The organism is Embleya sp. NPDC056575, from assembly GCF_042793325.1.
GTDB lineage: Bacteria > Actinomycetota > Actinomycetes > Streptomycetales > Streptomycetaceae > Embleya.
The window spans coordinates 185195-208321 of the sequence record NZ_JBHTVA010000001.1; the positions used below are offsets into that span (position 1 = coordinate 185195).

Sequence of the window (23127 nt, forward strand, 5' to 3'; positions counted from 1 at the left end):
GCAACTGTACAACTTCAATGGTGTCGAGGGTCAGTCGCGCGCCGCCCGCCGCCGGTCGTAGCGCCGCCGCACCAGCGTCAACGCCCCCGCGTACAGCGCGAGCACCCCCGCGAGCACGGGGTAGTAGCCGATCGGCAGCGACGCCATGCCCAGCGCGGGGGCCACCGGGGTCAGCGGCAACAGCACGCCGATCGCGGCCAGTCCGGCGGAGGCGATCAGGATCGGCCTCGACGCCCGGCGCACGGCGACGCCGCGCCCGGTGCGCAGGAGCAGGATCACCAGTGCCTGGGTGAGCAGGTTCTCGGTGAACCAGCCCGCGTGGAACGCCTCCTGGTCCACCTCCCCGCCGTGCCGCACCATCAGCACCAGGACGGTGAAGGTGGCGAGGTCGGCGACCGCGTTGAGCAGGCCGAAGCCGGTGATGAAGCGCAGCAGGTCGCGCGGGTGCAGCGCGCCGGGGCGGCGCAGCGTGCCGGCGGCCGGGCGGTCGAACACGAAGGCGGCCTGGGCCGCGTCGAAGCACAGGTTCTGCACCAGGACCTGCGCGGGGAGCATCGGCAGGAACGGCAGCAGCAGTCCGGCCATCAGCATCGCGATCACGTTGCCGAGGTTGCAGGACAGGGTGATCCGCAGATAGCCGGCGATCGTGCCGGTGCCGCGCCGACCCGCCACGATCGCCTCGTCGATGGCGCCGAGGTCCTTGGACACCAGCACCACGTCGGCCGCCTCGCGCGCCACGTCGACCGCGTCCCGGGGGCAGATCCCCACGTCGCAGGCGTGCAGCGCGGGCAGGTCGTTGACCCCGTCGCCGAGGAATCCGGTGGTGTGGCCGGCGGCCCGCAGCGCGCCGACGATGCGGGCCTTGTGCGCGGGCGTACAGCGGGCGAACACGGTGTGCGCGGCGGCGAGCCGGCCCAGATCGGCGTCGTCGAGCGCGTCGATCCGCTCGGCGGTGACCACCTCGCCGGGGTCCAGGCCCAGGTCGCGGCAGACCCGGGCGGCGGTGCCGGGCAGGTCGCCGGTGAGCACCTTGACCGCGACGCCGCGCTCGGCGAGGACCGCGAGCGCGTCGGCGGCGGTGTCGGCGAGCGCGTCGCGTAGGCCGACGAAGCCGATCAGGGTCAGTGCGCCCGCGTCGAGGGCGGCCTCGGGATCGGTGTCGGCGGGGCGCTCGGTCAGCGCGACCGCGAGCAGCCGCAGGCCGTCGGCGGCCAGCTCTGCGGCCAAGCGCTCCGCGTCGGCCCGGGCGGCGGCGTCCAGGGGCTGCTCCCGGCCGTCGAGCCGGACCCGCGCGCAGCGGCGGAGTACGTCGTCCACCGCGCCCTTGACCACCACGGTCAGCGGGCCCGGACGTCCCGGGCGCCGGACCACCGCGCACGAGGTGCGGCGCACGGGGTCGAACGGCGACGCGGCGAGGCCGTCGTGGTCGGCGGGGTGGTCCGGGTGGTCCGGCAGCGCGACGAGTCCGGTCCACGGCGCGTCCGGCTCACGCTCGGCGGCCTCCTCGTAGCCGGTCAGGACCGCCTCGTCCAGCGCGTCCGGCACCGGCGGATCGGCCAGGTGCAGCGTCCACCAGCTGTTCAGCGCGGCCCAGTGCAACACGTCGGGGTCGGCCCGGCCGGCCGGGTCCACATGACAGTCCAGAATCGGCTGATCCCGGGTGAGGGTGCCGGTCTTGTCGGTACACAGCACGTCCATCGCACCGAGGTCGTGCAACGCGGGCAGCCGCTTGACGATCACCTCGTGCTCGCGGGCGAGCAGGCGTGATCCGCGGGCGAGCGTGGTGGTCACGATCACGGGCAACATCTCGGGGGTCAGCCCGACCGCCACCGCCACCGCGAACGGCAGCGTCGCCAGGCCCCGCCCGCGCACCACCGAGTCGGCGAGCAGTACGAGGGCCGGGGTGACCAGCATGAAGCGGATCAGCGTCCAGGAGATCCCATGCACGGAGCGGTCGAACGCGGTCTCGCGCCGGGGTGGGGCGAGACGCGTGCGCGGGGTGCCGGGGAAGCGGACGCGGGTGCCGGCGAATCGGGTGTCGGCGCCCGTCGCGTAGACCACCGCGGTACCGCTGCCGGCCGCCACGCTGCTGCCCTGGAAGCACAGGTGGGGGCGCGCGAACGGGTCGTCGGCGCCGGGCTCGTCCGGCGGCACGTCCACCGGGTGTTTGGCCACCGGCGCGAAGGCCCCGGTGAGCGCCGACTGGTACACCGTCAGGCCGCTCGCGCGCAGCAGCCGCAGATCGGCCGGGACCAGGTCGCCGGGGCCGAGCCGAACCACGTCGCCCGGTACCAGCTGCTCCACCGGCACCTCGCGCGGTGCCGGGTCCGCGCGCGGCGGCCCGCCCGGATGTTCCCGGCGGCGGACGGTCGCGGTGCCGGCGACGAGTTCGCGCAGTGCGGCGGTGGCCCGCGCGGCCCGGTGCTCGCCGGTCGCGCGCAGGGCGCAACTGACCACCACCAGGACCACGATCACGCACGCGGTGGTCCAGGCGGTGACCGCCGCGGACACCAGGCCGAGGCCGAGCAGGACGGCGGTGAACGGGTCGCGGGCGCTGTGGGCGAAGCGGCGGAGCGGACCGGGTGGGCGTCGGCCGGCGACGATGTTCTCGCCGTACCGGACCAGTCGGGCGTCGGCCTGCTCCTCCGTCAACCCGCGCGGACCACTGCCGAGCAGGCGCAGCACTTCCAACGTGGGCGCGTCGGCGGCGGCCCGGGCCAGGTCCGGTCCGGTGACCTCACGCCGCCGCGGGCCGGGTACCCCGGCGACCGGGTCGTCGAGGTCGGCGCACGGGCCCGCCGTGCCGGATCCGGGTACGACCTCAGGCGCCCAGGCCACGGGACCGTCCCGGCACCGCCCCGGACTCGGCGCGTTCGGCCAGTCGTTCGATCAACCAGCGCACCATGGTCACCACGTCCGGGTGGTCGACGAGGTAGACCACGCGCCGACCCTCGCGCCGGGAGCGGACCAGGCCGGCCAGTTTGAGCTTGGCCAGGTGCTGGCTGACGGCGGGCAGCGCGCCGCCGACCCGCTCGGCCAGCGCGGTGACGTCGCTCTCGCCGGCGGCCAGCGCCCACACGATGTGCAGGCGCGCGGGCGAGGCCAGCAGTCCGAAGGCCGCGGCGGCCTCGGCCAACACCTCGGCCGGCGGGTCCTCGAAGTCGTGGACCGCTGAGGCCACAGTCGTACTCCCGTCCACGTGCGCGGCCGTCGGGTCATCACCGCCGCGCGGCGCCCGGGTCCCGCGAAAGAACACTCAGTCTAGGGTCGCACCGCGTGACGGAGGGGAACCCGGGGGCCGGGCCGAGATCAACAGTTGCTTTATTGCGCAATCAGGCAACCAAAAGTCGGCACGGCGGCGTCCATTGCAGCACGGCCGGGACACCCGACCGAGCCGGCCGGAGCCCGGCTCCCCTCGAAAAAGCAGGAGCGCATGGCGGACGAGACGCACATCGCCCGGGCCCGACGGCTGCGCACCATCGAACTGGCGATGGTTCTCGGCGCGCTCGTGGTCTGCGCATACGCCGAGGTGGAGGCCGAACTGGCGCTGCGCGGCGGGCTCCCGCCCGGATTCTGGCCGCGCCTGATCGGCCCGGCCGTACCGCCCCTGCTCGCCCACTTGGCCGTACGGCGGTTCGCCCGGTTCGCCGATCCGCTGATCCTGCCGCTCGCGGTGCTGCTCAGCGGCCTGGGCCTGGTCCTCGTGCACCGCCTCGACATCTCCTACGCCGAGACGTACCGCTCGACGCCCGCCGCCCCGGGCCAGGTGTTGTGGCTGGGCATCGGCATCGCGGTGTTCATCGGGTTCACCATCGCCGTGCGCCATCACCGGGTGCTCCAGCGATACACCTACCTGCTGATGGCGGGCAGCCTGGTCCTGCTCGCCGCGCCCGCCTTCTTCCCGGGCGACACCTACGGCGCCAAACGTTGGATCCGGCTCGGCGGCCTGTCCTTCGAACCCGACGAGTTGACCAAGCTCGCGCTCACCGTCTTCTTCGCCGGCTACCTCGTCGTACACCGGGACGCACTCGCGCTGTCCGGCCGCCGGCTGTACGGCGTCGAACTCCCGCGCGGACGCAACCTCGGCCCGGTGCTCGCGGTCTGGATCGCCGCCCTGCTCGTGCTGATCTTCGAACGCGACCTCGGCACATCGCTGATCTTCTTCGGCATCTTCGTGGCGATGCTCTACATCGCCACCGAACGCACGAGCTGGCTCCTGCTCGGCCTGCTGCTCGCCGCCGCCGGTGCCGCCGCCGTCGGCTCGTGGGAGCCGCACGTGCACGGCCGGGTGGTCGCCTGGCTGCACCCGATGGACATCTACCTGCCCGATCCGCCGCCCGGACTGATCACCGAACAGGGCGCCCAGGCCCTGTTCGGCTTCGGCAGCGGCGGGTTGCTCGGCACCGGGCTCGGTCAAGGCCACCCGGAGCTGATCGGCTTCGCCGGCCGCAGCGACTTCATCCTCACCACGGTCGGCGAGGAACTGGGTCTGGCCGGCGTCACCGCCATCCTGGTGCTCTACACCCTGCTCGCCGCGCGCGGCCTGCGCACTGCGCTCGCCCTGACCGACCCGTTCGGCAAACTCCTCGCGGCCGGCCTGGCCACGGCGCTGATCCTCCAGGTCTTCGTGGTGGCCGGCGGGGTCACCGCGCTGATCCCGCTGACCGGCAAGGCGCTGCCGTTCCTGGCCCAGGGCGGCTCGTCGACCCTGGCCAACTGGCTGCTCGTGGCGCTCCTGGTCAAGCTCAGCGACGCCACGACGCGCGGTGCGGCGGCGCCGGCGCTCACGCCGGAGTCGGCTTCGTCGTCGACACCAGGGCCGGGGGCGACGCGGTCGGCTCCTGCTCCGGTGTCGACTCCGGCTCCGGTGGTGCGATCGGCTCGATCGGGGTGACCCCCGCCAGCACCTTCCGGGCCCGTTCCCGATCCAATACGCCCTCCCACGAGGCCACCACCAGCGATGCCACGCTGTTCCCACAGACGTTCGTCAGCGCCCGGCACTCGCTCATGAACCGGTCGATGCCGAACACCAGCATGATCCCCGCCACCGGCACGTGCCCGACCGTGGACAAGGTCGCGGCCAGCACGACGAACCCCGAACCGGTCACCCCCGCCGCGCCCTTGGAGGTCAGCAACAGCACGGCGATCAGGCTCAGTTGTTGGCCCAGGGACAGCGGTGTGTCGGTCGCCTGGGCGACGTAGAGCGCGGCCAGAGTCAGATAGATGCAGGTCCCGTCCAGGTTGAAGGAGTAGCCGCCGGGGACGGTCAACCCGGCCACCTGGCGCGGCACGCCGAGGTTTTCCATCTTCGTGATCACCCTCGGCAGCACCGACTCGCTGGAGGAGGTGCCGAGCACGACCAACAACTCGTCCTTCATGTAGCGCAGCAGACGCAGGATGTTCAGCCGGATCGCGGCCAGCACCGCGCCGAGCACCACCACCACGAAGAACAGGCTGGTGCCGTAGAAGATCGCCACCAGCTCGCCCAGGCTGGTCAGCGTGTCGAGCCCGTACCTGCCGACGGTGAACGCCATCGCGCCGAAGGCGCCCACCGGCGCCGCGTACATCACCACGCGCAACACCGCGAACAACACCCGGCCGGTCTTCTCCACCCCGACCGCCACGCCCGTCGCCGCCGGCCCGACCAGCTTGATCGCGACACCGAACAGGACCGCGAAGAAGAGCACCTGGAGCACGTCGCCCTCGGCGAAGGCACCCACCACGCTGCTCGGTACCAGGTCGGTGAGGAAGTGCCACCAGGACTGCGCCCGACCCTTGTCGATGTACCCCTGCGCGGTCTCGGAGACCTTCATCGAGCCCACGTCGGCGTGTACGCCGTCGCCGGGGCGCAACACGTTCATCACCACGAGCCCCAGGAGCAGCGCGATCGTGGTCAGCGCCTCGAAGTACACCAGCGACTTCCAGCCGATCCGGCCGGCGCCGCGCAGGCTGTCCACGCCCGCGATGCCGGTGACCACGGTGACGAAGATGATCGGCGTGATCACCATCCTGATCGCGTTGACGAACGTGTCGCCGAGTGGGCGCAGCGACTCGCCGGTGTCGGGCCAGGCGGCGCCGACCACGACACCGGCGAGGATCCCGACGAGTACCCAGACGTAGAGCAGGGTGTGCCAGGGGCGGCGTGCGGGCGGCGGTGGGGTGGGCGGCGTGCCGGGCGTGCCGGCGTCGTGGTCGGGTGTGGTGGCCTGGGGCATCGGGGGCCTCCCGGTCGGGGACGGGTGCGGCGCCGCCCGCGGTCCGGCGCGCCCCGTCGGGGCTCGGATACATCGGACACATCGGCGTGTCGGCGCGATACGCGTCGTAGCGTGGCGTGGTCGTGGCGCCGGTCGGGACTTACGCGCATTACGCGCATGGCGAGAATTCCGCCGAATGCCGCCAAAGTGGATGAAACCTCGGTAATGGACGTCTTGCCTCGGACCCGGGACGTCCGTCGATAATCTCCGGCATGGCCAACCAGAGCATCGCGCGGCAAGTCCTGCTGTGGCAGCTCACCCTCGTCCTGCTCCTCGTCGCGACCGGCTCCGGCGTGGCGCTGCACGCCGTGCATCGGTCGGGCGCGCAGACCGCCCGGGAGCGCGCGCTCGACGTGGCGCGCACCCTGGCCCGATCCCCGGGTCTGGCCGAGGCGGCCGGCTCGGCGGACCCGACCGCCCGCCTCCAGCCGATGGCCGAGACCATCCGCAGGGAGAACAAGGTCGACTTCGTGGTGGTGATGAGCGTCGAGGGCATCCGGTACACCCATCCGGACCCGACCCGGATCGGCAAGACCTTCCTGGGCCACATCGACGGCGCCGCGCACGGGCGAACCACCACGGAGACGTACACCGGCACCCTGGGCCCGTCGGTACGGGCCGTGGTCCCGGTCCTCGGCCCCGACGGGCGGCCGGTGGCGCTGGTCTCGGTCGGCGTGACCAATCGCCGCGTCGACGCGCTGGTCGGCGCGGAGATCCCGCTCGTGCTCACCGTCGCGGTCGGCGCGCTGGCCCTGGCCTGTGCGGCGAGCATGGCGGTGCACCATCGGCTGCGCCGGCAGACGCTGGGGCTGGGGCCGGTCGAGCTGCGGCGGGTGTACGAGCACCACGACGCGGTGTTGCACGCGGTGCGCGAGGGGCTGGCGGTGGTGGACGCCGACGGTCGGCTGGTGTTGGCCAACGACGAGGCGGTCCGTCTGCTCGCGCTGCCGGCCGACTTCGAGGGCCGGCACGTGGGCACGCTCGACCTGGACGAGTCGCTGGCGGACACCCTCGCCGCGGGCCGCACCGTGGCGGACCAGATCCACCTGTGCGGCACCCGCGCGCTCGCGGTCAACGTCAGTCCGACCGGGCGCGACGGGCGGATGGTGGCCACCTTCCGGGATCACACCGAACTGCGGGCTCTGGTGGGCGAATTGGATCAGGTACGCGGCTTCGCCGACGCCCTGCGCGCGTCCGCCCACGAGGCGGGCAACCGGCTGCACACGGTCGTCGCGCTGGTCGAACTGGGGCGCGGCGAGGAGGCGATCCGGTTCGCCACCGGGGAACTGGCCGCCGCCCAGGACCTGGCCGACGAACTCACCAACGCGGTGTCCGAACCGGCCCTGGCCGCACTGCTGTTCGGAAAGCACGCGCAGGCCGCCGAGCGCGGCGTGCAGTTGACCGTGACGGGTGGGCCGGCCGCCGACGACACCGACGCCGACCCGTTGGACGCGCTGGCCGCCCGCTTCGATCCGCGCGATCTGGTCACCGTGCTGGGGAATCTGGTCGACAACGCGATCGACGCAGCGGTGTCCGCGCCGCCGCCGCGCACGGTGCGGGTGACGATGGGCGTCGATCCGGACGCCGACGGCGCGTTGCTGCTTCGGGTGGCGGACAGCGGGCCCGGGATCGACGAGCCGCTCACCACCCGGGTGTTCGAGCGCGGCTGGAGCACCAAGGAGGCGTACGGATCGCAGGGACGCGGGCTCGGCCTGGCCCTGGTCCGTGCCACGGTGGCCCGGCACGCGGGCAGCGTGGAGGTGGCGCGCGGCCCCGACGGCGGCGCGGTGTTCACCGTCCGACTGCCCGCCGCCGTGCCCCGACCGCGATCGGAGGAGGACGCGTGATCCACACCCTGGTGGTCGAGGACGACCCCGTACTCGCCGACGCGCACGCGGTGTTCACCGGCCGTGTCCCGGGCTTCGAGATCGCGGGCGTCACCGGCAGCGGCACCGAGGCGCTGCGACTGTTGTCCACGCGCCGGGTCGACCTGGTCCTGCTCGACCTGTACCTCCCGGACCTGCACGGCCTCGACCTGTGCCGGAGCATGCGCGCCCAGGGCCACGAGGCCGACGTGGTCGCGGTCACCTCGGCGCGCGATCTGCGCCTGGTGCGCTCGGCGGTGTCGCTGGGCGTGGTGCAGTATCTGCTCAAACCGTTCTCGTTCGCCGCGTTCCGCGAACGCCTGGACGGCTACGCGGAATACCGCCGCCGCATCGCCGAGGTCGACGCTCCGGCGGCGGCGGGCGGCCAACACGCGGTCGACGGCGCCTTCGCCGCCCTACGCGGCACCTCCGAGTCACCCCCGCTCCCCAAGGGCCTGGCCGCGGCCACATTCGAAGCCATCGTGGCCCAACTCGGCACCGGCACAGCCACCTCGGCCGCCGACGTGGCCGCCGCACTGGGCATCTCCCGCCCCACCGCCCGCCGCTACCTGGACCACCTGTCCGCCCGCCGCCTGGTGACCCGCGAGCCCCGCTACGGCGGCGCCGGCCGACCGGAGTACATCTACCGCTGGCACCGACCCGGCACGAACGGCTAGGACCTGTCCGGGGAGCGCGACGCCCACATCCCTCCGCCCCCCGGCCCCACACGGACCCCTCGCCGCTCGACGCCGGCCATCCGAAATCCGTTCAGGCCCGGTCTGCCGGTCGGCCACGGCTCCCGGCATCGTCCGGCGGCGGCTCGCGGGGGAGGCCACGGGTCACGGCTGTGGGGCGTCCGAAAGGCGGACGAACCTGTATCCCTGCTGGAGGAGTTCGGGCACGGCCAGGCGAATCCCGGCCGCCGTGCCGCCGCGTGGGTGATTGAAGTGGCCGATCACGACCGAACCCGGGCGTACGTCGCGCATGGCCTTGCGGACCTGTTCGGGGGTGAAGGTGGCCCCGCCGTCGGCGTTCACGTGGAAGCTCGCGAACCGCTCGCCGAGGTCGGTGACGATTTTCGCCGCCACGTCGTCGCAATACGCGGTCCCGGAGCGGAAGAACTTCGGTGGGCGGCCGAGCAGTTCGGTGAGCCTGGCCCGGTTTCCGGAGACCTCGTCGTAGACCTCGCCCGCGTCCTTGGTCCCGGGGATCCCGTACGCCGAGCGCCCGGACACCGACAGCGGCAGGTGCCGGGTGCCGTGATTGGCGATCTCGAACAGCGGATCGGCGGCCAGTTGCCGCAGTACGGCCGGATTCTCGTCGATCCACCGGGAGTTGACGAACAGCGTCGCAGGCACGGAGCGTTCGTGCAGGAAGTCGATCAGGGCCCGGTCGTATTCGCTGCCGCCCTTGCCCCCGCAGGCGTCGAAAGTCAGCGCGGCCACCTTGGCGTTGCCCGGCAGGCGGGACAACGACCCGGGGACCTCGAGGCCCCAGCCGGTCGGCGTCTGCTTCCCGTACCGGGCGACGATCTCCGCGCGGGTCGGACCGGCGGCCGTCGGCACGGTCGCGGTGGGCCGGGGCGTATCGCCGCCGGGCGGCGCGGGCCGACCGGCGGCGGGCGGGGGCGGAGCCGTCGTGGGCGCGGCGGTCTTCCCCGACTCCGAGCACCCCGCCAGCAGCCCGCCAAGCGCAGCCGCCAACACCACCCGTCGGCCCACATCCATCGCGCCGCTCCTCCACCCGACCCACCCGCGCGACGCCACCCGCCACACAGCGCTCACCCTAGAAGACCACGCCACCCGAAACGCCCCCGAACCAACCCACCCACCCAAGCCCCGACACCCCCAGCCGGCCCAACCGGCGCACGCGGGCCGCCGCACCCGCACGGCTCGCCGCACGGCCGCGTGCGCACGAACGGCACCGGGCCGACCCATCCGAGCGGGTGATCGTGGCGGGCGTCGGTTGTCGGAGGCGCCGGGTAGCGTGCGGGTATGGCTGTCCGTATCGATTTCACGCTCGACTGTGCCGATGCCCTGCTCCTGGCCGCCTTCTGGAAGACCGCGCTCGGCTACATCGACGAGCCGCCGCCGGCCCCGTTCGAGACCCGCCTGGAGTGGATGGCCCACGTCGCCCCCGACGAGGAGATCGTCGGCGGCGTGATCACGGACGCGGCCTGGTTGTGCGACCCCGACGGGGTCGGGCCCCGGCTGAGCATCCTGACCGTTCCGGAGCCGAAGACCGTGAAGAACCGACTGCACCTGGACATCCGGGTCCCGTGGCACGCCGACGCGGCGGAGCGGTGGGCGCGCGTCCGGGCCGAGTCCGCGCGGTTGGTCGAGGCGGGCGGCCGGGTGCTGGTCGAAGACACCGGTCATCACGTGGTGATGGCCGACCCCGAGGGCAACGAGTTCTGCGTCGCGGTGGGCCCCGCCCCGGCCCCGGCCGCCTCCGCCCACGACTGACCGGACACGCCGCCCGGCCCGACGCCCGGCCGGGGCGTGGACAGTACGCTGGTCGGACGCCGAGTATCCGAGCATGAGGTGTCCGATGACGTCGTCCTCCCCCGCAGCGCCGACGGTCGGGATCCGGGAGCGCAAGAAGGCCCGGACGCGCGCGGCCATCCAGGGCGCGGCGTTGCGGTTGTTCGACGAGCGGGGCTACGACGCGACCACGGTCGAGCAGATCGCCGAGGCGGCCGAGGTGGCGCCGAGTACGGTCTTCCGCTACTTCGCCACCAAGGAGGACCTGGTCCTCTCCGACGCCTACGACCCGGTGTTCCTGGAGTCGTTGCGCAGCCGGCCGGCGGAACTGCCGCCGATCCCGACGTTGCGGGCGGCGCTGCGCGAGACGTTGGCCACGCTGACCCTCGACGAACTGGCCGAGGCACGGCGGCGAACCGTACTGATGTTGTCGGTGCCGACACTGCGCGGACTGAGCTTCGCCAACTTCGTCGAGGTCATGCGCACGGTCACCGCGCTGCTCGCGGAGCGGACCGGGTACGGCGCCGACGATCCGGCGATCCGGGCGCTGACGGGCGCCGCGTTCGGCATCATGCTGGACACGATGGTGCGTTGGGCGGACGAGCCGGACCTGGATCTGATCGCCACCCTCGACGACGCCCTCGCCCGCCTGGAGGCGGGCCTCCCGCTCTAGCCCCCCCCGCGCAGTCACTACGGGTCAATGACCGATCACCGATGGTTGACTTGTTCCATGTGACCGGGGTTTCATGCACCGGTGGGAGAACGTGTGCAGGCCGACATTTGGGGGCGCGCGGAGGCCATGGAGTTCATCGAACGAGGTCCGGAATTCGACGGGTTACGCACCGCGCTCAAGGAGTGCGCCGAGGCACGGGGCGGCATCGTCCTGATCGAGGCCGGGGTCGGCTGCGGCAAGACCGAGACGTTGTCCTGGGTCGGCGAACGGGCCGGCGACATCGGCGCACTGCTGCTGACCGCGACCGGATCGCGCACCACGAGCGGGCAACCACTGGGCCTGCTCCGCCAGTTCCTGGACGGCCCGGCCCTGCCCGCCGAACTCGTCGCACCGCTGGCCGAGATGCTCGACGGCGGCGACGCGCCGCGCGCGGCCCGCCGGCTCACCACCGCTCTGCACGACGTCGCGCACCGGCATCCGGTGGTGGTGTGCGTGGACGACCTCCAGCACGCCGACTCCGCGTCCGTCCAGTGCCTGCTGCACCTGGGCCGCCACTCCACCCGGGCCCGGGTCCTGGTGCTGTTCGCCCGCTCCCCCGGTCCGGCGCTGCAAGACCCGCAGCTGGACACGGAGTTCCTGCGCCAACCGGCACTGCGCCGGATCCGGCTCGCCCCGCTGAGCCCGGCCGGCGTGGCCGAGCTGCCGGCCGTGGGATTCGACCTGCCGGGGCGGGAGCATGGCCACGAGTTCCACGAAATCACCGGCGGCAACCCGCTGTTGCTCCGTGCGCTGGTCGAGGAGTTGCGGTCGGCGACCGAGCGCCCCGCCACGACCCCGCTGCGGCCCGCGCCCGGCGGCCCGTACAGCCAGGCGGTACGCGCCTGCCTGCGGCGCGGCGGCGGCGGCATGTGGCGGGTGGCCAAGGCGCTGGCGATTCTGGGCGCACCCGCGTCCGCCGAGGTATCGGGCGCGCTCGCCGGCACCACCCCGGTGGCCACCGCACAGGGCCTGGGCGCCCTGGCCGCCGCCGGCCTGATCGAGGACGACCGCCTGCGCCGGGCGGCCCGGACCGCGCTGCTGGACAGCCTGGATCCGGCCGAGCAGGGCGCGCTGCACCGCCGGGCGGCCACGATCCTGCGGCACGAGGGCGCCCCGGCGGCGCGGACGGCCCGGCACCTGCTCGCCGCGCGCGATGTTCCCGACCCGTGGGCGGTGGGCGTGTTGCGCGAGGCCGCCGAGGAGGCGCTGTCCCGGGACCGGGCCCGACAGGCCCTCGCCTACCTGGAGTTGGCCGCCGAGCAGTGCCGCGACCCCGCGGTCCGGGCCGAGATCCATGTGCGACTGGCCGAGATCTCCTGGCGGCTCAACCCGAGTGCCGCCGAACAGCGTTGCCTGGCCGAACCGTTGACCGCGCTCGCGGTCGGCGACCTGCCGGAGTCGAGCATGGTCTCGGTGGCCCGGCAGCTGCGCGCCCACGGCCGACTCGACGCGGCGCGCGAGGTGTTCGACCGGCTCCGCAAGCGCACCGACCCCCGAGCCGAGTGGGTCGAACACGTCGAGTCGGACGTGCCGTTCCCATGGTCGGACGATCCCGGTCCGAGCGCGTCGGCGACCGATCCGGCCGAGCGGCTGGAGGCGGCCGAACAGCTCCTGCGCGTGTCGGGGCTGACGGACGTGACGCTGTTCCCGATCGTCAACGCCGCGCGGTTGCTGATCGCCCGCGACCGGGCGGGCGTCGCGGAGACGCACTGCCGGGACTTCCTTGCCGAATCCATCCGGCGCGAAGCCCCCGGGTGGGTGGCGGTGTTCGCCTCGGCGTGCGCCGAAGCCGCGCTGCGCCAGGGGCGGTTGCCGGACGCGGAAGGCTACGCACGTCAGGCGATGGCGGCGATGCCCGAGCACACCGGCAGCCTGTACCTCGGCGGCCCGCTGGCCGGCCTGATCTCGGTGTACACCGCGATGGGCGACTACGAGGCCGCGGCCCGTCAGGTGAACCGGCCGGTCACCAAGGCGCTGTACTCCAGCCTGCACGGCCTCACCTACCTCCGCGCGCGGGGCCGCTTCCACCTGGCCACCGACCGGGCCCGCGCGGCGCTCGCCGACTTCCTGCACGTGGCCTGGCTGGTCCACGCCTGGCGGGTGGACCAGCCGTTCCTGATCCCGTGGCGGACCGACGTCGCCGAGGCGCTGCTGCGCCTGGACGAGACCGAGCGGGCCCGGCGGTTGGTGGTCGAGCAGTTGCGGCTGTGCGGTCCGGGGGGCGGCCGGGTCCGCGGCACGGCGTTGCGCCTGCGGGCGATGACGGTGGACGTCGCCGAGCGCCCGGAACTGCTCACCCAGGCGGTCGAGGCACTGCGCCGCTCCGAGGACCCCCTGGAACTGGCCCACACCCTCGAAGCCCTGGCCGAGTCGTACCGCGCCCGGGCCGAACCGGCCCGGGCCGCGACGCTCCAAAGTCGCGTATGGCACCTCACCCGCGACTGCGGCGCCCGCCCGCGCTACCGCGCCGTCGCGCACGCGTACGCCGACCTGCTCGGCGCCTCCACCGGGACCCCCGCCACCGGCGACACCAACCTCAGCGAATCGGAGAAGCGCGTGGCGGCGCTCGCCGCCTGCGGGTACAGCAACCGGGGCATCTCGGAGGAACTGTTCATCACGGTCAGCACCGTCGAGCAACACCTCACCAGGGTCTACCGAAAGCTCGACATCAAGAACCGCCGCGAACTCCCGTCCCACCTGCGCACGGGCCTCCACAGAGTCTGATCCTTCCAAGTCGTCGAGGTCGCCGAGCGCGTCAAACGCGGGCCGGTGGGCCGAGGGAGTGGGCCGGTAGGTCGTGGTGCGGGTCGTCGGTGTCGCCGGCGGGGGTGTAGGGCGGGGCGGGCCACAGCTCCGGCTCGAAGCCTCCGGCTCCCGGTGCGCCCGGGGCACCCGCGCCCAGGACCGCTGCGGGGCCGAGGAGTTCGAGGCCGATCGGGCCGAAGTCGGCGGCCAGCTCGGCGCCGAGTACCCGAGCCGCCGAGGCGTGCAGACGCGGATGCTCCGCCCGGTCGCCCGGCGCGGGTACCGCCGCCGCGGTGGCCAGGAGCCGCACCGCCTGGGTCCGCACGGCCAGTTCGGCCACCGCGGCTCGGGCCGCGGACCCCCGGGCACCCGCCACGGGCCGCGTCCCGGCACCCGCACGCAGCAGTCCGATCAGGTCCGTCAGGCGACGATGCAACGTGGCCGCGACGTCGCCGAGCAGGATCGGCTCGGCGGCGAACGTCTCGGCGACCGGCGCCCAACCACCGCCCACGGCACCGATCCTGGCCGAGTCCGACACCCGGACCTCGTCGAGCAATACGATGCACCCGCTCTCGCCCGCCGGCGAACGATGCGGTCGCAGCAGTACACCCGGCGCGTCGGTGGGCACCAGAAAGACGGTGAGCCCGGCACGCGGCGACTCGACGTCGGCGTCGGTACGGGCCACCAGCCACATCCGGTCGGCGCGATGTGCGTCGGCCGTCCATATCCGCGCGCCGGTGAGGATCCAGTCGTCCCGCTCGCCGGCACCGGTACGGACCGCACTCGCCCGCACCGCGGCCGGATCGAAGTCGGCCTGGGACCACCGGTATCCCAACGCGATCCGGATCGTGCCCTCGCGCAACGCCGGCAACAGCCGCGCCCGCTGCTCCGCCGAGCCGTACCGCGCGATCGCCGGGCCGAACACCGTCGCGGTGGTCAGCGCGTTCAGGATCGGCAGCCGAAGCCGGCAGACCTCCTGCCGAAGCGCGAACCGCTCGGCGGCAGTCCCCCCGCCGCCGCCGTGCGCCCCCGACCATCCGAGCGCCAACCACCCATGGCCGGCGGCCTCGGCCACGACGTGGGGATCATCAACCCCGTCACCCTCCGGCGAGGCAGGGAAGCAGGCCGCGGCGACCCGCCCGAAATCAGACCGCACGGCAGCGCCCCGCCCGGAAACGGCCGCAGCCGAGTCGGACACACCCGAAGCGGACGCGGGCACGGCGGGTGCGTCCGAGGCGGACGCGGAGGCGGGCAACGGCGACGGCGCTGCCGAACCCGACGAGTACGCCACCGCGTTCGCGGCCTCCGGCCTCGGCTGCGACCTCGGCCCCGACCCCGTCTCCCGCCTCGAAGTCGATTGCGGCTCCGATTCCGATTCCGATTCCGATTCCGACTCCGCCTCCGGTTCCCGCTCCGATCCCGATCCCGTGTCCGGCACCCCCTCGGATCCCGGCCCCGCCGCCGACGCCGTCGCCCCCCACCGCCCCGAGGCCACCTTTCGGCACGCCTCCCGCACGGCCTCGCCGTCCGGACCCAGCCACGGGTCCGGCAGGGCGGACGTACGAACACCTGCCCCGTGCACGGCGGCGCCCGCCGCGGGGTCGCCGCCCGGGGTCTCCTCCAGCAGCCGATCCGCCGCGTCCCCGCCGGGCGCCGCGAATGCGCGCAGGCAGGCCAGGTCCGCCCGTACCCGATGGAACAACCACGGCGTCTCGTGTTCGTCGGAGCAGCCGGCCACGGCCGGCTCATGGTGCGCGCCGAACCGTACCCGCGGCGCGATCCGCCGGATCTGCGCGACGGCCAGCTCGGCGGCGATCGCCCAATCCCCCGCGCCCTCCGCATAGCGCCGCACCGCGTCGGCGATCAACAGATCGCCCGCACCCAGTTCCATACGATCGGCCCGCTGCCGCACCGCGGCGAACGCACCCACCGGTTCGCCGGCCCGAGTTCGCACCCTGGCGTGCGCGAGCGCCGCCCCCGCCACACGTTCCGCGGCGCCGAGCGCCCGCGCGGCCCAGCCGAGCCGCAGCACCGTCACCGCACGATCGGCCTCGGCGGCGGAAAGGTCGAGGTAGGCCAGCGCCGAACCGAGGCGGGCCCGGGTCCACCCCGGCACCGCCAAGTCCTCGACCGGGTCGACCGCCTCGATCCGATGCAGCCCCATCTGCCCGCCACCGGGCGGCAGTCGCAGCACGTGGCTGGCGACATCGCCCGCCTCGACCAGGCAACCGGCCCCCGGCATCCCCGGATCACCCGGCAACGCCGTCGCCACCCGGACGCCGCCGTCGCCGATCGCCGTGGCCAGCCCGACATGTTCGGCGAACAACCGTGCCGCGACGAATCCCGCGGACACCGGCAACGGACACGCGGCCCGACCGAGCACCCGGGCCAGGGTGATCGAGGCGGCGAGATCGTCCTCACGCCCGAGGTCGAACCAGCCGTGCCCGGCACCCATTTCCCACAGCCGATCCAGATCCCCCGTCGGCGCGGCGGCGGCCCCTCCCCAGTGCCGGGCGATCAGCCCCGCCGCGACCTCGGCGAACCCCTCGTCCCCGGCGAGGACTTCGGCCTCGGCGGGCACCCCACCCCCCGCAAACCCTTCGGCCCCGGCAGACCCCTCGACCTCGTCCCGGCGCGACACACGCATGGCGCGGCTCCCTTCGGCGATGGCCCCGGACCGCGCGTCCGCGAACCCCCGCCGAGTCGACGGGTGTGCGCGGACGATGATCCGGTGCGTACGGTGACCCGGCGCGTACGGCGCTTCCGGACCCCCTCCGGCGGCCGACGCGACCCCCCGCGCTCCGGTCGTGGCTTGCCGGGCCGTCGCTGGGCACGACGACCCGGCGGTCAACCGGTTGGCTCGGCCAGCGTATGAACCCGACCACGACCGGGGGAACCCCTGACCCGGCCCTTACCCCGGGTCCGAGCGCCCCCTACTCGACCCGGGGCGGCCAATCATCCGTCCACGCCGACCGGTTGGGATCCCGACACCGGATCGGCCACGCCGCGTCGCCTCCACCAGGCCCCGCCACCCCGCCGCCCCGCCCCCGGCATGAACACGAGCGCGACGATCAACCCGAGCACCGCGACGCCGCCCGACACGAGCAGGGCCAGATCCATCCCGTGCACGAACGCCCCTCGCACCGAGGCCGACATCGGCGCCGAGCCGACCCTGCCCGCGACCTCCGCGCCGCCGAACACCCCGGAACGGGCGGTGTGCAGGTCGGCGGCGGACAGATCCGGCGCCCGCAGCCGATCCCGATACCCGGTCAGCGCCACACTGCCCAAAATCGCCGAACCGAACGGCGCACCCACCTTGTTCACCGCCTGCAACACCGCGGCCTCCACCCCGCTGCGCCCCTCCGACACCTCCGACAGGGCCGCGGATGTCGACGTCGCCATCGCCAGCCCCATCCCCGCCCCGCTCAGCCCCATCCACAACGCGACGAACCACGTGCTCGACCCCACACCCGTCGCCCCGCCCATCAGCAGCCCCGCCGCCATCAGCACGAACCCGATCGCCACCGCGACCTTGACCCCCAATACCCGGGCCACCCGATCCGCCGGCACCGCCCCGATCACCAACCCGCCGATGATCGGCAACAACCGCGTTCCCGAACCCATCGCGTCCGTGCCCCGCACCGCCTGGAAGTACTGCGGCATCGTGAACAACACCCCGATGTTCGCGAACACCGCGATACCGATCAGCACCACACCCCACGTGTACGACCTCGATGCGAACACCCGCGGATCCAGCAGGGGTTTCCCACCGGGCCGGCGCCCGAGCCGATGCTCGTATCGCCCGAACGCGGCGAGCAGCACCAGGCCGCCGCCGATCGACCCCCAGGCCCACACGTCGTCCCAGCCGTACTCCCCCGCCCGAATCAACCCGAGCGTCACACACACCAATCCCCCGGTGGACGACAACACCCCGACCGGATCCGACCGCGACCGACGCCCCACAGTGGCCTCCGACTCCGGCGCGGCCCGCGACCCGGCCCCCGGAACCAATATCGACACCACCACCACACCCACCAACGCGACCGGCACGTTGATCAGGAACACCCACCCCCACCACAGATGCGTCAGCATCCACCCGCCGAGCAGCGGACCCAGCGGCAGCTCGAGGAAGTTCGCCGCCGACCACACCCCCACGGCCCGCGGCCGCTCGTCCACCGGGAACAACACGGTCAACGCAGACAACGCCATCACCACGATCCCCGCGCCGGCCACCCCGAGCACCGCACGCGCCGCGATGAACCACCCGGGCGTCGTGGCGTACGCACACCCCGCCGACGACAGCGCGAACAACGACAGCGAGGCGACCAACACCCGCTTGTGCCCCAGCCGATCGCCGAGCAGGCCCATCGGCAACATCGCCGCCGCCAGGAACAGCAGGTACGAGGACGAGAACCACTGCAAATCCGACGCCGTCGCCTCCAGATCCCCCGCCAACCTCGGCAGGGCCACACTCAGCACGGTGCCATCCAGCCCCACCGCCGACATGGCCAGGCTCAACGCGGCCAACGCCCACCACCTGCGCCGCCCGACACCGACCGCGCCTGCCGTCGCCGCCCCCGCCTCGCCCACCGTTCCCGTCGCGCCCATGCGCCGCTCCCTCGTCGAGGCTCGACTCACCTTGAGAGCGGACACTCTTTTCAGAGTCGGCTCCGATTTCGGAGCCTACTCCTATTTTCTTCGACCCCCATAGATCTACGCGCATTGATTCTCACCTCGAGTCAGCACTGCCTACCCCCGCAGCCCCACCACGCCCCCTTCGATCAGCCGGCCGGCGGCACAGGCGGAAGGCGCCCGGGGGCCACCTGCTCGGCCGTCTCCGGCCCCGAACCGGGCCGACGAGGCGGGAGCACGCTCTCGGAGCCGCCGGAGCTACCGACGAGCGACGTCGGGCAGGCCCGGTTCTCGGCGCGCTGGACGGGGGTGATCACCGAGACCGTGCCCGAGCCGCCGCCGGGGAGGTTGCGGCTGCCGGCCGTCGCGGCGGTACAGATCACCTGCTCCAGCGCGGTCTCGCCGAGCGGACTGGCACCGGCCAGCTCCACCCGGAGCGTGCCGCTCTCGACCACCGTCACCCGCGCGGGGCCGACCCCCGCCGGGATCGCCGTACTCACACCCGTCAGCGTCTCCTCGCGTGTCGGCCCCGCGAGCAGCAGGTCGATCGCGGCCTGCGGACTGTCGCCGCCGGACGAGGTGCGCAGCTCGGGGACGACCCGGTGGGCGTCGACCATGTACACGTACACCCCACTCGGATGGTTCGCGTCGGCGGGCGGAATGATGCCGTCGGCCGGCTGACCCGCCTCGATCGCGCCGGTGGCCGGAATCCCGCAGCCGGCCCCGACCGCGAGCAACACCGCCGCCAGGAACGGCAGTCGCAGTCGGGCGACCCCGTTCCCGCGCTTCGTCCCCATCCGCGTCCCCATCCGCACCCGCAGCGGCCGCACCCTCATCCGTCCTCCCGGCCTTCGGTGCCGACGCGGGCATGGCGAGGCAGTTCCACCGTGAACTCCGCACCTCCGTCGGGGCGGTTCGTCGCCCGGATGAGTCCGTCGTGCAGCCGGACGTTCTCCAGCGTGATCGCCATGCCCAGGCCGCTGCCGGACGAACGGGTGCGCGCCGCATCGGCCTTGAAGAAACGCTCGAAGACCCGATCCAGGGTTTCCGCGGCGAGTCCGGGACCCCGGTCGGCGACGGTGAGTACGACCCAGTCGCCGTCGTCGCGCCGCTCGGCCGCCAGCGCCACCTCCACCGGCGGCGCGCCGTGGCGCAGCGCGTTGCCGACCAGGTTGGCCACCACCACGTCCAGCCGCCGCGGGTCGACCTCGGCCCGGATCCCCTCCGGCAGCCGGGTCGTCACCGCGTCCCGCCATCCCCGCGCGGCCAGGCAGCGGCGGACCGCCTCCGCCATGTCCAACTCGTCGACGTGCAGCGCGGCGGCGCGCGCGTCGAAGCGGGAGATCTCCATCAGGTCGTCGACCAGCCGGGTGAGCTTGCCGGTCTCGGAGGAGATCAGCCGCAGCGCCGCGGCCGTGTCGGGGTCCAGGTGCTCGGCCGCGGCGTCCTCGTCCAGTACGTCGGTCACCGCGGTCATCGCGGCCAGCGGGGTGCGCAGTTCGTGCGAGACGTCCGCGGCAAACGCTCGGGCCCGCGCCTCCAGTCTGCGCAGCCGCGCGTCGTGTTCCTCCAGCGCCGCTGCGGTGTGGTTGAAGTCCTGTGCCAGTTCGGCGAGTTCGTCACCACCCTTGACCTGGAGGCGGGTGTCCAGGCGGCCCCGGGCCAGTCGCCGGGTGGCCCGCTGCAGGGCTCGGACCGGGCGCAGCACGCCGCCCGCGACGATCAGCGCCAGGACCAGCGCGGCCAGCACCGCGGGGATGGCGCCGTTGCGCGCGGCGCGGACCAGGGCGGCCTCCTCCTGTACCTGGGTCTGCATCGGGGTCATCACGTAGACCTCCACCCCGGAGGCGGTGGTCCGGCCCGTGCCGCTGAAGGCGATCGGCACACCGACCGCGAGCAGCACCCGTCCGTTGCGGTGCACCCGTTGGAAGGCGGTCGCGGTGCGCCCGGAGACGGTGTCCCGCAGTTCGGTGGGGATCTGGCTCGGACCGAAGTCGCGGGTGGTCGTCGCCCACAGGTCCCGGTATCCGACCGCCACCGCCCAGTGGTCGGTGCGGGTGCGGGGGTCCACGAGCGCGGCGATCCGCTCCAGCGCGGCCTGGTCGGGCGGGTACGGCGTCAACCGCGCGACGGTCTGGACCCGGTCGCGTACCGAGTGCACGGTCGAGTCCTGGGCCCGTTGCAACATCGCGCCGCGGGCCTCACGGTAGGTCAGCGCGGCCGTCGTCAGGGCGGCGAACATGGCCACCAGCAGACAGGCCGCCGCCAGCCGCACCCGCAGGCCGCGCAGCCGGCGCAGTACCGCGCGCGGCGTGGCGCGCAGCCCGCGCAGCACGGCATCCGACCCAATCACAGCGGGCCGAACCGATAGCCGAAGCCGCGCACGGTCTGGATGTATCGGGCGGGTCGCTCCGCGTCCTCGATCTTGATCCGCAGCCGTTTGACACACGCGTCCACCAGGCGGCTGTCGCCCAGGAACGGGTGTTCCCATACCGCTTCGAGCAGTTGGCCCCGGCTGAACACCCGGCCGGGGGCGGCGGACAGCGCCAGCAGCAGTCGCAGTTCGGAGGGAGCGAGGGGGATCGGCCGGCCGGCCTTGGACACGGTCAGCGCGGTGCGGTCCAGGGTCAGGTCGCCGTGCACCTCCCGGCGACCGGCGGGCGTGGCCGAGTCGGCGCGCCGCAGTACCGCGCGGATCCGCGCCTCCAGGACCCGGGACTGCACGGGCTTGACCACGTAGTCGTCGGCGCCGGCTTCCAGACCCACCACGATGTCCATGTCCTCGTCGCGCGCGGTCAACATGATCACCGGCAGCGTGCCGGCCCGCCGGATCCGCCGGCACACCTCGAAGCCGTCCATGCCGGGCAACATCACGTCCAGCACGACGAGGTCGGGATCGAATTCGGCCACCCCGGCCAGTCCCTCCTCGCCGCTGTGCCGCACCTGGGCGGTGTAGCCCTGCCGGCGCAGCCCGAGGGCCAGCCCCTCGGCCACGGCGGGGTCGTCTTCGATCAAGAGCACACGAACCATTGGGTCAGTATCGAACAGCCCCGTGCCCCGAATCCCGCTCCACCGGCCGATCGCACGGGTTGTGACACAACGGTCTTGTTCCCGGCCGAATGCGGTCATCCGAGGTCGCCATGGTCGATCCCATGAAGCCTCACGACGTCGCCACCACGCAGGCGACCACCCCGCAGACAACGAAAGCCGCCGCCGACGCGCCCGACGACAGCAGGGCCCATCGAGCCGGGGGCTTCGGGCCCGTCCCGGTCCCGGGCACCGCCACCCGTGTCACCGACCACGTCGCGCGTTCGGCTCCCACGTCGGTCCCGGGCACCGCCACCCTCGTCTCGGCCCCCCTCGCCGATCCGGCCGCCGACGGCGCCGGAGCCCACCGTCGCGCCTCCGCCGAGCGCCGCGCCGCTCTCTCCGGTCGGCGTCGGTCGTTGCGAGGTCCGGCCGCGCTGGTCGTCGGGGCGTTGCTCGCGCTGGTCGCCGGTTGTGCGGACGATTCCGGGCCGGCCACGCGTACCGCGCCGGTGACCGCGACCGTCTCCGCCACCGACGGCAACCTCACGCTCCAACCCGATTGGCCCAAGGACGGCCAGGCGGCGCTGTCCGTGGACGGCGCCCGCACGCCGCTCACCTCCGGCACCGCCAAGCCGACGCCGACCGCGAGCGTGGCCAAGGTGATGACGGCGTACGTCTTCCTCAAGGCCAAGCCGCTCGCGGCCGGCAGCTCGGGACCGTCCTTCACCATCTCCGCCGAAGAGGCCGCCCGCTCCGCCGACCGGCTGCGTCGCTCGGAGAGCCTGACCCCGATCACGGCGGGCGAGACCTTCACCCAACGCCGGGCCCTGGAGGCGCTGATGGTGGTGTCGGCGAACAACATCGCCCACGAGATCGCCCGCTGGGTCGACGGCGGCGACGCGGCGTTCGTGGCCCGAATGAACCGCACCGCCCGCGAGTTGGGCATGACGAACACGACGTACACCGACCCCAGCGGCTACGACCCCGCCACCGTGAGCACCGCCGCCGACCAGGTCAAGCTGTTCGGCGCGGCCATGCGCGACCCGGGCTTCGCCTCGATCGCCGGCGTCCCCTCCTACACCGACTCCGCCCGAGCCACCAAGCCCAACGGGAACTCCCTCCTGGGCCGGGACGGCGTGGTAGCCGGAAAGACCGGCTTCACCACCCCCGCCGGCGCCAACCTGGTCTTCGCCGCCGAGCGCCAACTCAACGGTCGCAAGCACCTGATCATCGGTGCGGTCATGTCCCAACACCGAGGCAAGACCGCAGCCGCCGCGATCTCCGAATCCGAAAAGCTCCTCACATCGGTCGGAAAGCCGTAAGCCGTCAGCCCCACGCCCCGGCGCCCCGTGCCCCGTACCGTCCGCCTCCACCCGGCCGAAATTCGATGGCCCCACCCCGCACCG

16 protein-coding genes are annotated in these 23127 nt (G+C 73.5%); 7 read left to right on the top strand and 9 right to left on the bottom strand.

What is annotated here, in order from left to right; translation table 11 throughout:
- Nucleotides 1-30 precede the first annotated feature (30 nt).
- Nucleotides 31-2838: a magnesium-translocating P-type ATPase gene (mgtA, locus tag ACFRCG_RS00810; protein WP_380027235.1), complete on the bottom strand. Its 2808-nt coding sequence runs from the start codon at nt 2836-2838 to the stop codon at nt 31-33.
- The gene (locus ACFRCG_RS00815; RefSeq protein ID WP_380027237.1) at nt 2822-3181 is read right to left on the bottom strand and encodes an ArsR/SmtB family transcription factor; all 360 of its coding nucleotides are present in this window, start codon (nt 3179-3181) and stop codon (nt 2822-2824) included. The genes mgtA and ACFRCG_RS00815 overlap by 17 nt, the downstream gene beginning before the upstream one ends.
- A 252-nt stretch (nt 3182-3433) precedes the next feature.
- Here ACFRCG_RS00815 and ACFRCG_RS00820 point away from each other — a divergent pair, with 252 nt between their 5' ends.
- A complete protein-coding gene (locus tag ACFRCG_RS00820; protein WP_380027239.1) occupies nt 3434-4894 on the top strand; it encodes an FtsW/RodA/SpoVE family cell cycle protein in 1461 nt (486 codons plus the stop codon).
- Here the strand turns inward: ACFRCG_RS00820 and dctA are convergent.
- Entirely contained in the window at nt 4785-6215 is a 1431-nt protein-coding gene (gene dctA, locus ACFRCG_RS00825) for a C4-dicarboxylate transporter DctA (protein ID WP_380027241.1), read from the bottom strand. The two genes, ACFRCG_RS00820 and dctA, sit on opposite strands and share 110 nt — an antisense overlap.
- A gap of 251 nt (nt 6216-6466) precedes the next feature.
- Between dctA and ACFRCG_RS00830 the strand changes: the two genes are divergently transcribed.
- Together ACFRCG_RS00830 and ACFRCG_RS00835 are read left to right on the top strand one after the other, a co-directional pair.
- Nucleotides 6467-8101, top strand: coding sequence for an ATP-binding protein (locus ACFRCG_RS00830; RefSeq protein WP_380027243.1), 1635 nt, complete (start codon nt 6467-6469; stop codon nt 8099-8101).
- Complete coding sequence (locus ACFRCG_RS00835) at nt 8098-8796, top strand: response regulator (RefSeq protein WP_380027245.1); 699 nt, start codon at nt 8098-8100, stop codon at nt 8794-8796. The genes ACFRCG_RS00830 and ACFRCG_RS00835 overlap by 4 nt, the downstream gene beginning before the upstream one ends.
- Before the next feature lie 162 nt (nt 8797-8958).
- On the opposite strand, the gene ACFRCG_RS00840 is transcribed toward ACFRCG_RS00835, so the two are convergent.
- Complete coding sequence (locus ACFRCG_RS00840; RefSeq protein ID WP_380027247.1) at nt 8959-9846, bottom strand: polysaccharide deacetylase family protein; 888 nt, start codon at nt 9844-9846, stop codon at nt 8959-8961.
- A gap of 267 nt (nt 9847-10113) precedes the next feature.
- On the opposite strand from ACFRCG_RS00840, the gene ACFRCG_RS00845 reads away from it, so the two are divergent.
- From ACFRCG_RS00845 to ACFRCG_RS00855, 3 genes are all read left to right on the top strand, one after another.
- Nucleotides 10114-10584, top strand: a complete 471-nt coding sequence (locus tag ACFRCG_RS00845; RefSeq protein WP_380027249.1) for a VOC family protein — start codon at nt 10114-10116, stop codon at nt 10582-10584.
- A gap of 85 nt (nt 10585-10669) precedes the next feature.
- Nucleotides 10670-11275 (top strand): TetR family transcriptional regulator, encoded by a 606-nt coding sequence (locus ACFRCG_RS00850; protein WP_380027251.1) that lies wholly within the window; start codon nt 10670-10672, stop codon nt 11273-11275.
- Nucleotides 11276-11368: 93 nt separating this feature from the next.
- The gene (locus ACFRCG_RS00855; protein ID WP_380027253.1) at nt 11369-14038 is read left to right on the top strand and encodes an AAA family ATPase; all 2670 of its coding nucleotides are present in this window, start codon (nt 11369-11371) and stop codon (nt 14036-14038) included.
- Nucleotides 14039-14069: 31 nt separating this feature from the next.
- Here the strand turns inward: ACFRCG_RS00855 and ACFRCG_RS00860 are convergent, their stop codons facing one another.
- The 5 genes from ACFRCG_RS00860 to ACFRCG_RS00880 form a co-directional block, all read right to left on the bottom strand.
- Entirely contained in the window at nt 14070-16706 is a 2637-nt protein-coding gene (locus ACFRCG_RS00860) for an acyl-CoA dehydrogenase family protein (RefSeq protein ID WP_380027255.1), read from the bottom strand.
- A gap of 308 nt (nt 16707-17014) precedes the next feature.
- On the bottom strand, nt 17015-18667 hold the full coding sequence (locus tag ACFRCG_RS00865) for an MFS transporter (protein WP_380027257.1): 1653 nt from the start codon (nt 18665-18667) through the stop codon (nt 17015-17017).
- Nucleotides 18668-18840: 173 nt separating this feature from the next.
- Nucleotides 18841-19527, bottom strand: a complete 687-nt coding sequence (locus ACFRCG_RS00870) for a GerMN domain-containing protein (RefSeq protein ID WP_380027259.1) — start codon at nt 19525-19527, stop codon at nt 18841-18843.
- Nucleotides 19524-21044: an ATP-binding protein gene (locus tag ACFRCG_RS00875; RefSeq protein WP_380027261.1), complete on the bottom strand. Its 1521-nt coding sequence runs from the start codon at nt 21042-21044 to the stop codon at nt 19524-19526. The genes ACFRCG_RS00870 and ACFRCG_RS00875 overlap by 4 nt, the downstream gene beginning before the upstream one ends.
- The gene (locus ACFRCG_RS00880; protein WP_380027263.1) at nt 21041-21721 is read right to left on the bottom strand and encodes a response regulator; all 681 of its coding nucleotides are present in this window, start codon (nt 21719-21721) and stop codon (nt 21041-21043) included. Before ACFRCG_RS00880 ends, ACFRCG_RS00875 begins: the two co-directional genes overlap by 4 nt.
- A gap of 122 nt (nt 21722-21843) precedes the next feature.
- Between ACFRCG_RS00880 and ACFRCG_RS00885 the strand changes: the two genes are divergently transcribed.
- The gene (locus ACFRCG_RS00885) at nt 21844-23043 is read left to right on the top strand and encodes a D-alanyl-D-alanine carboxypeptidase family protein (RefSeq protein WP_380027265.1); all 1200 of its coding nucleotides are present in this window, start codon (nt 21844-21846) and stop codon (nt 23041-23043) included.
- The last annotated feature ends 84 nt before the right edge of the window (nt 23044-23127 follow it).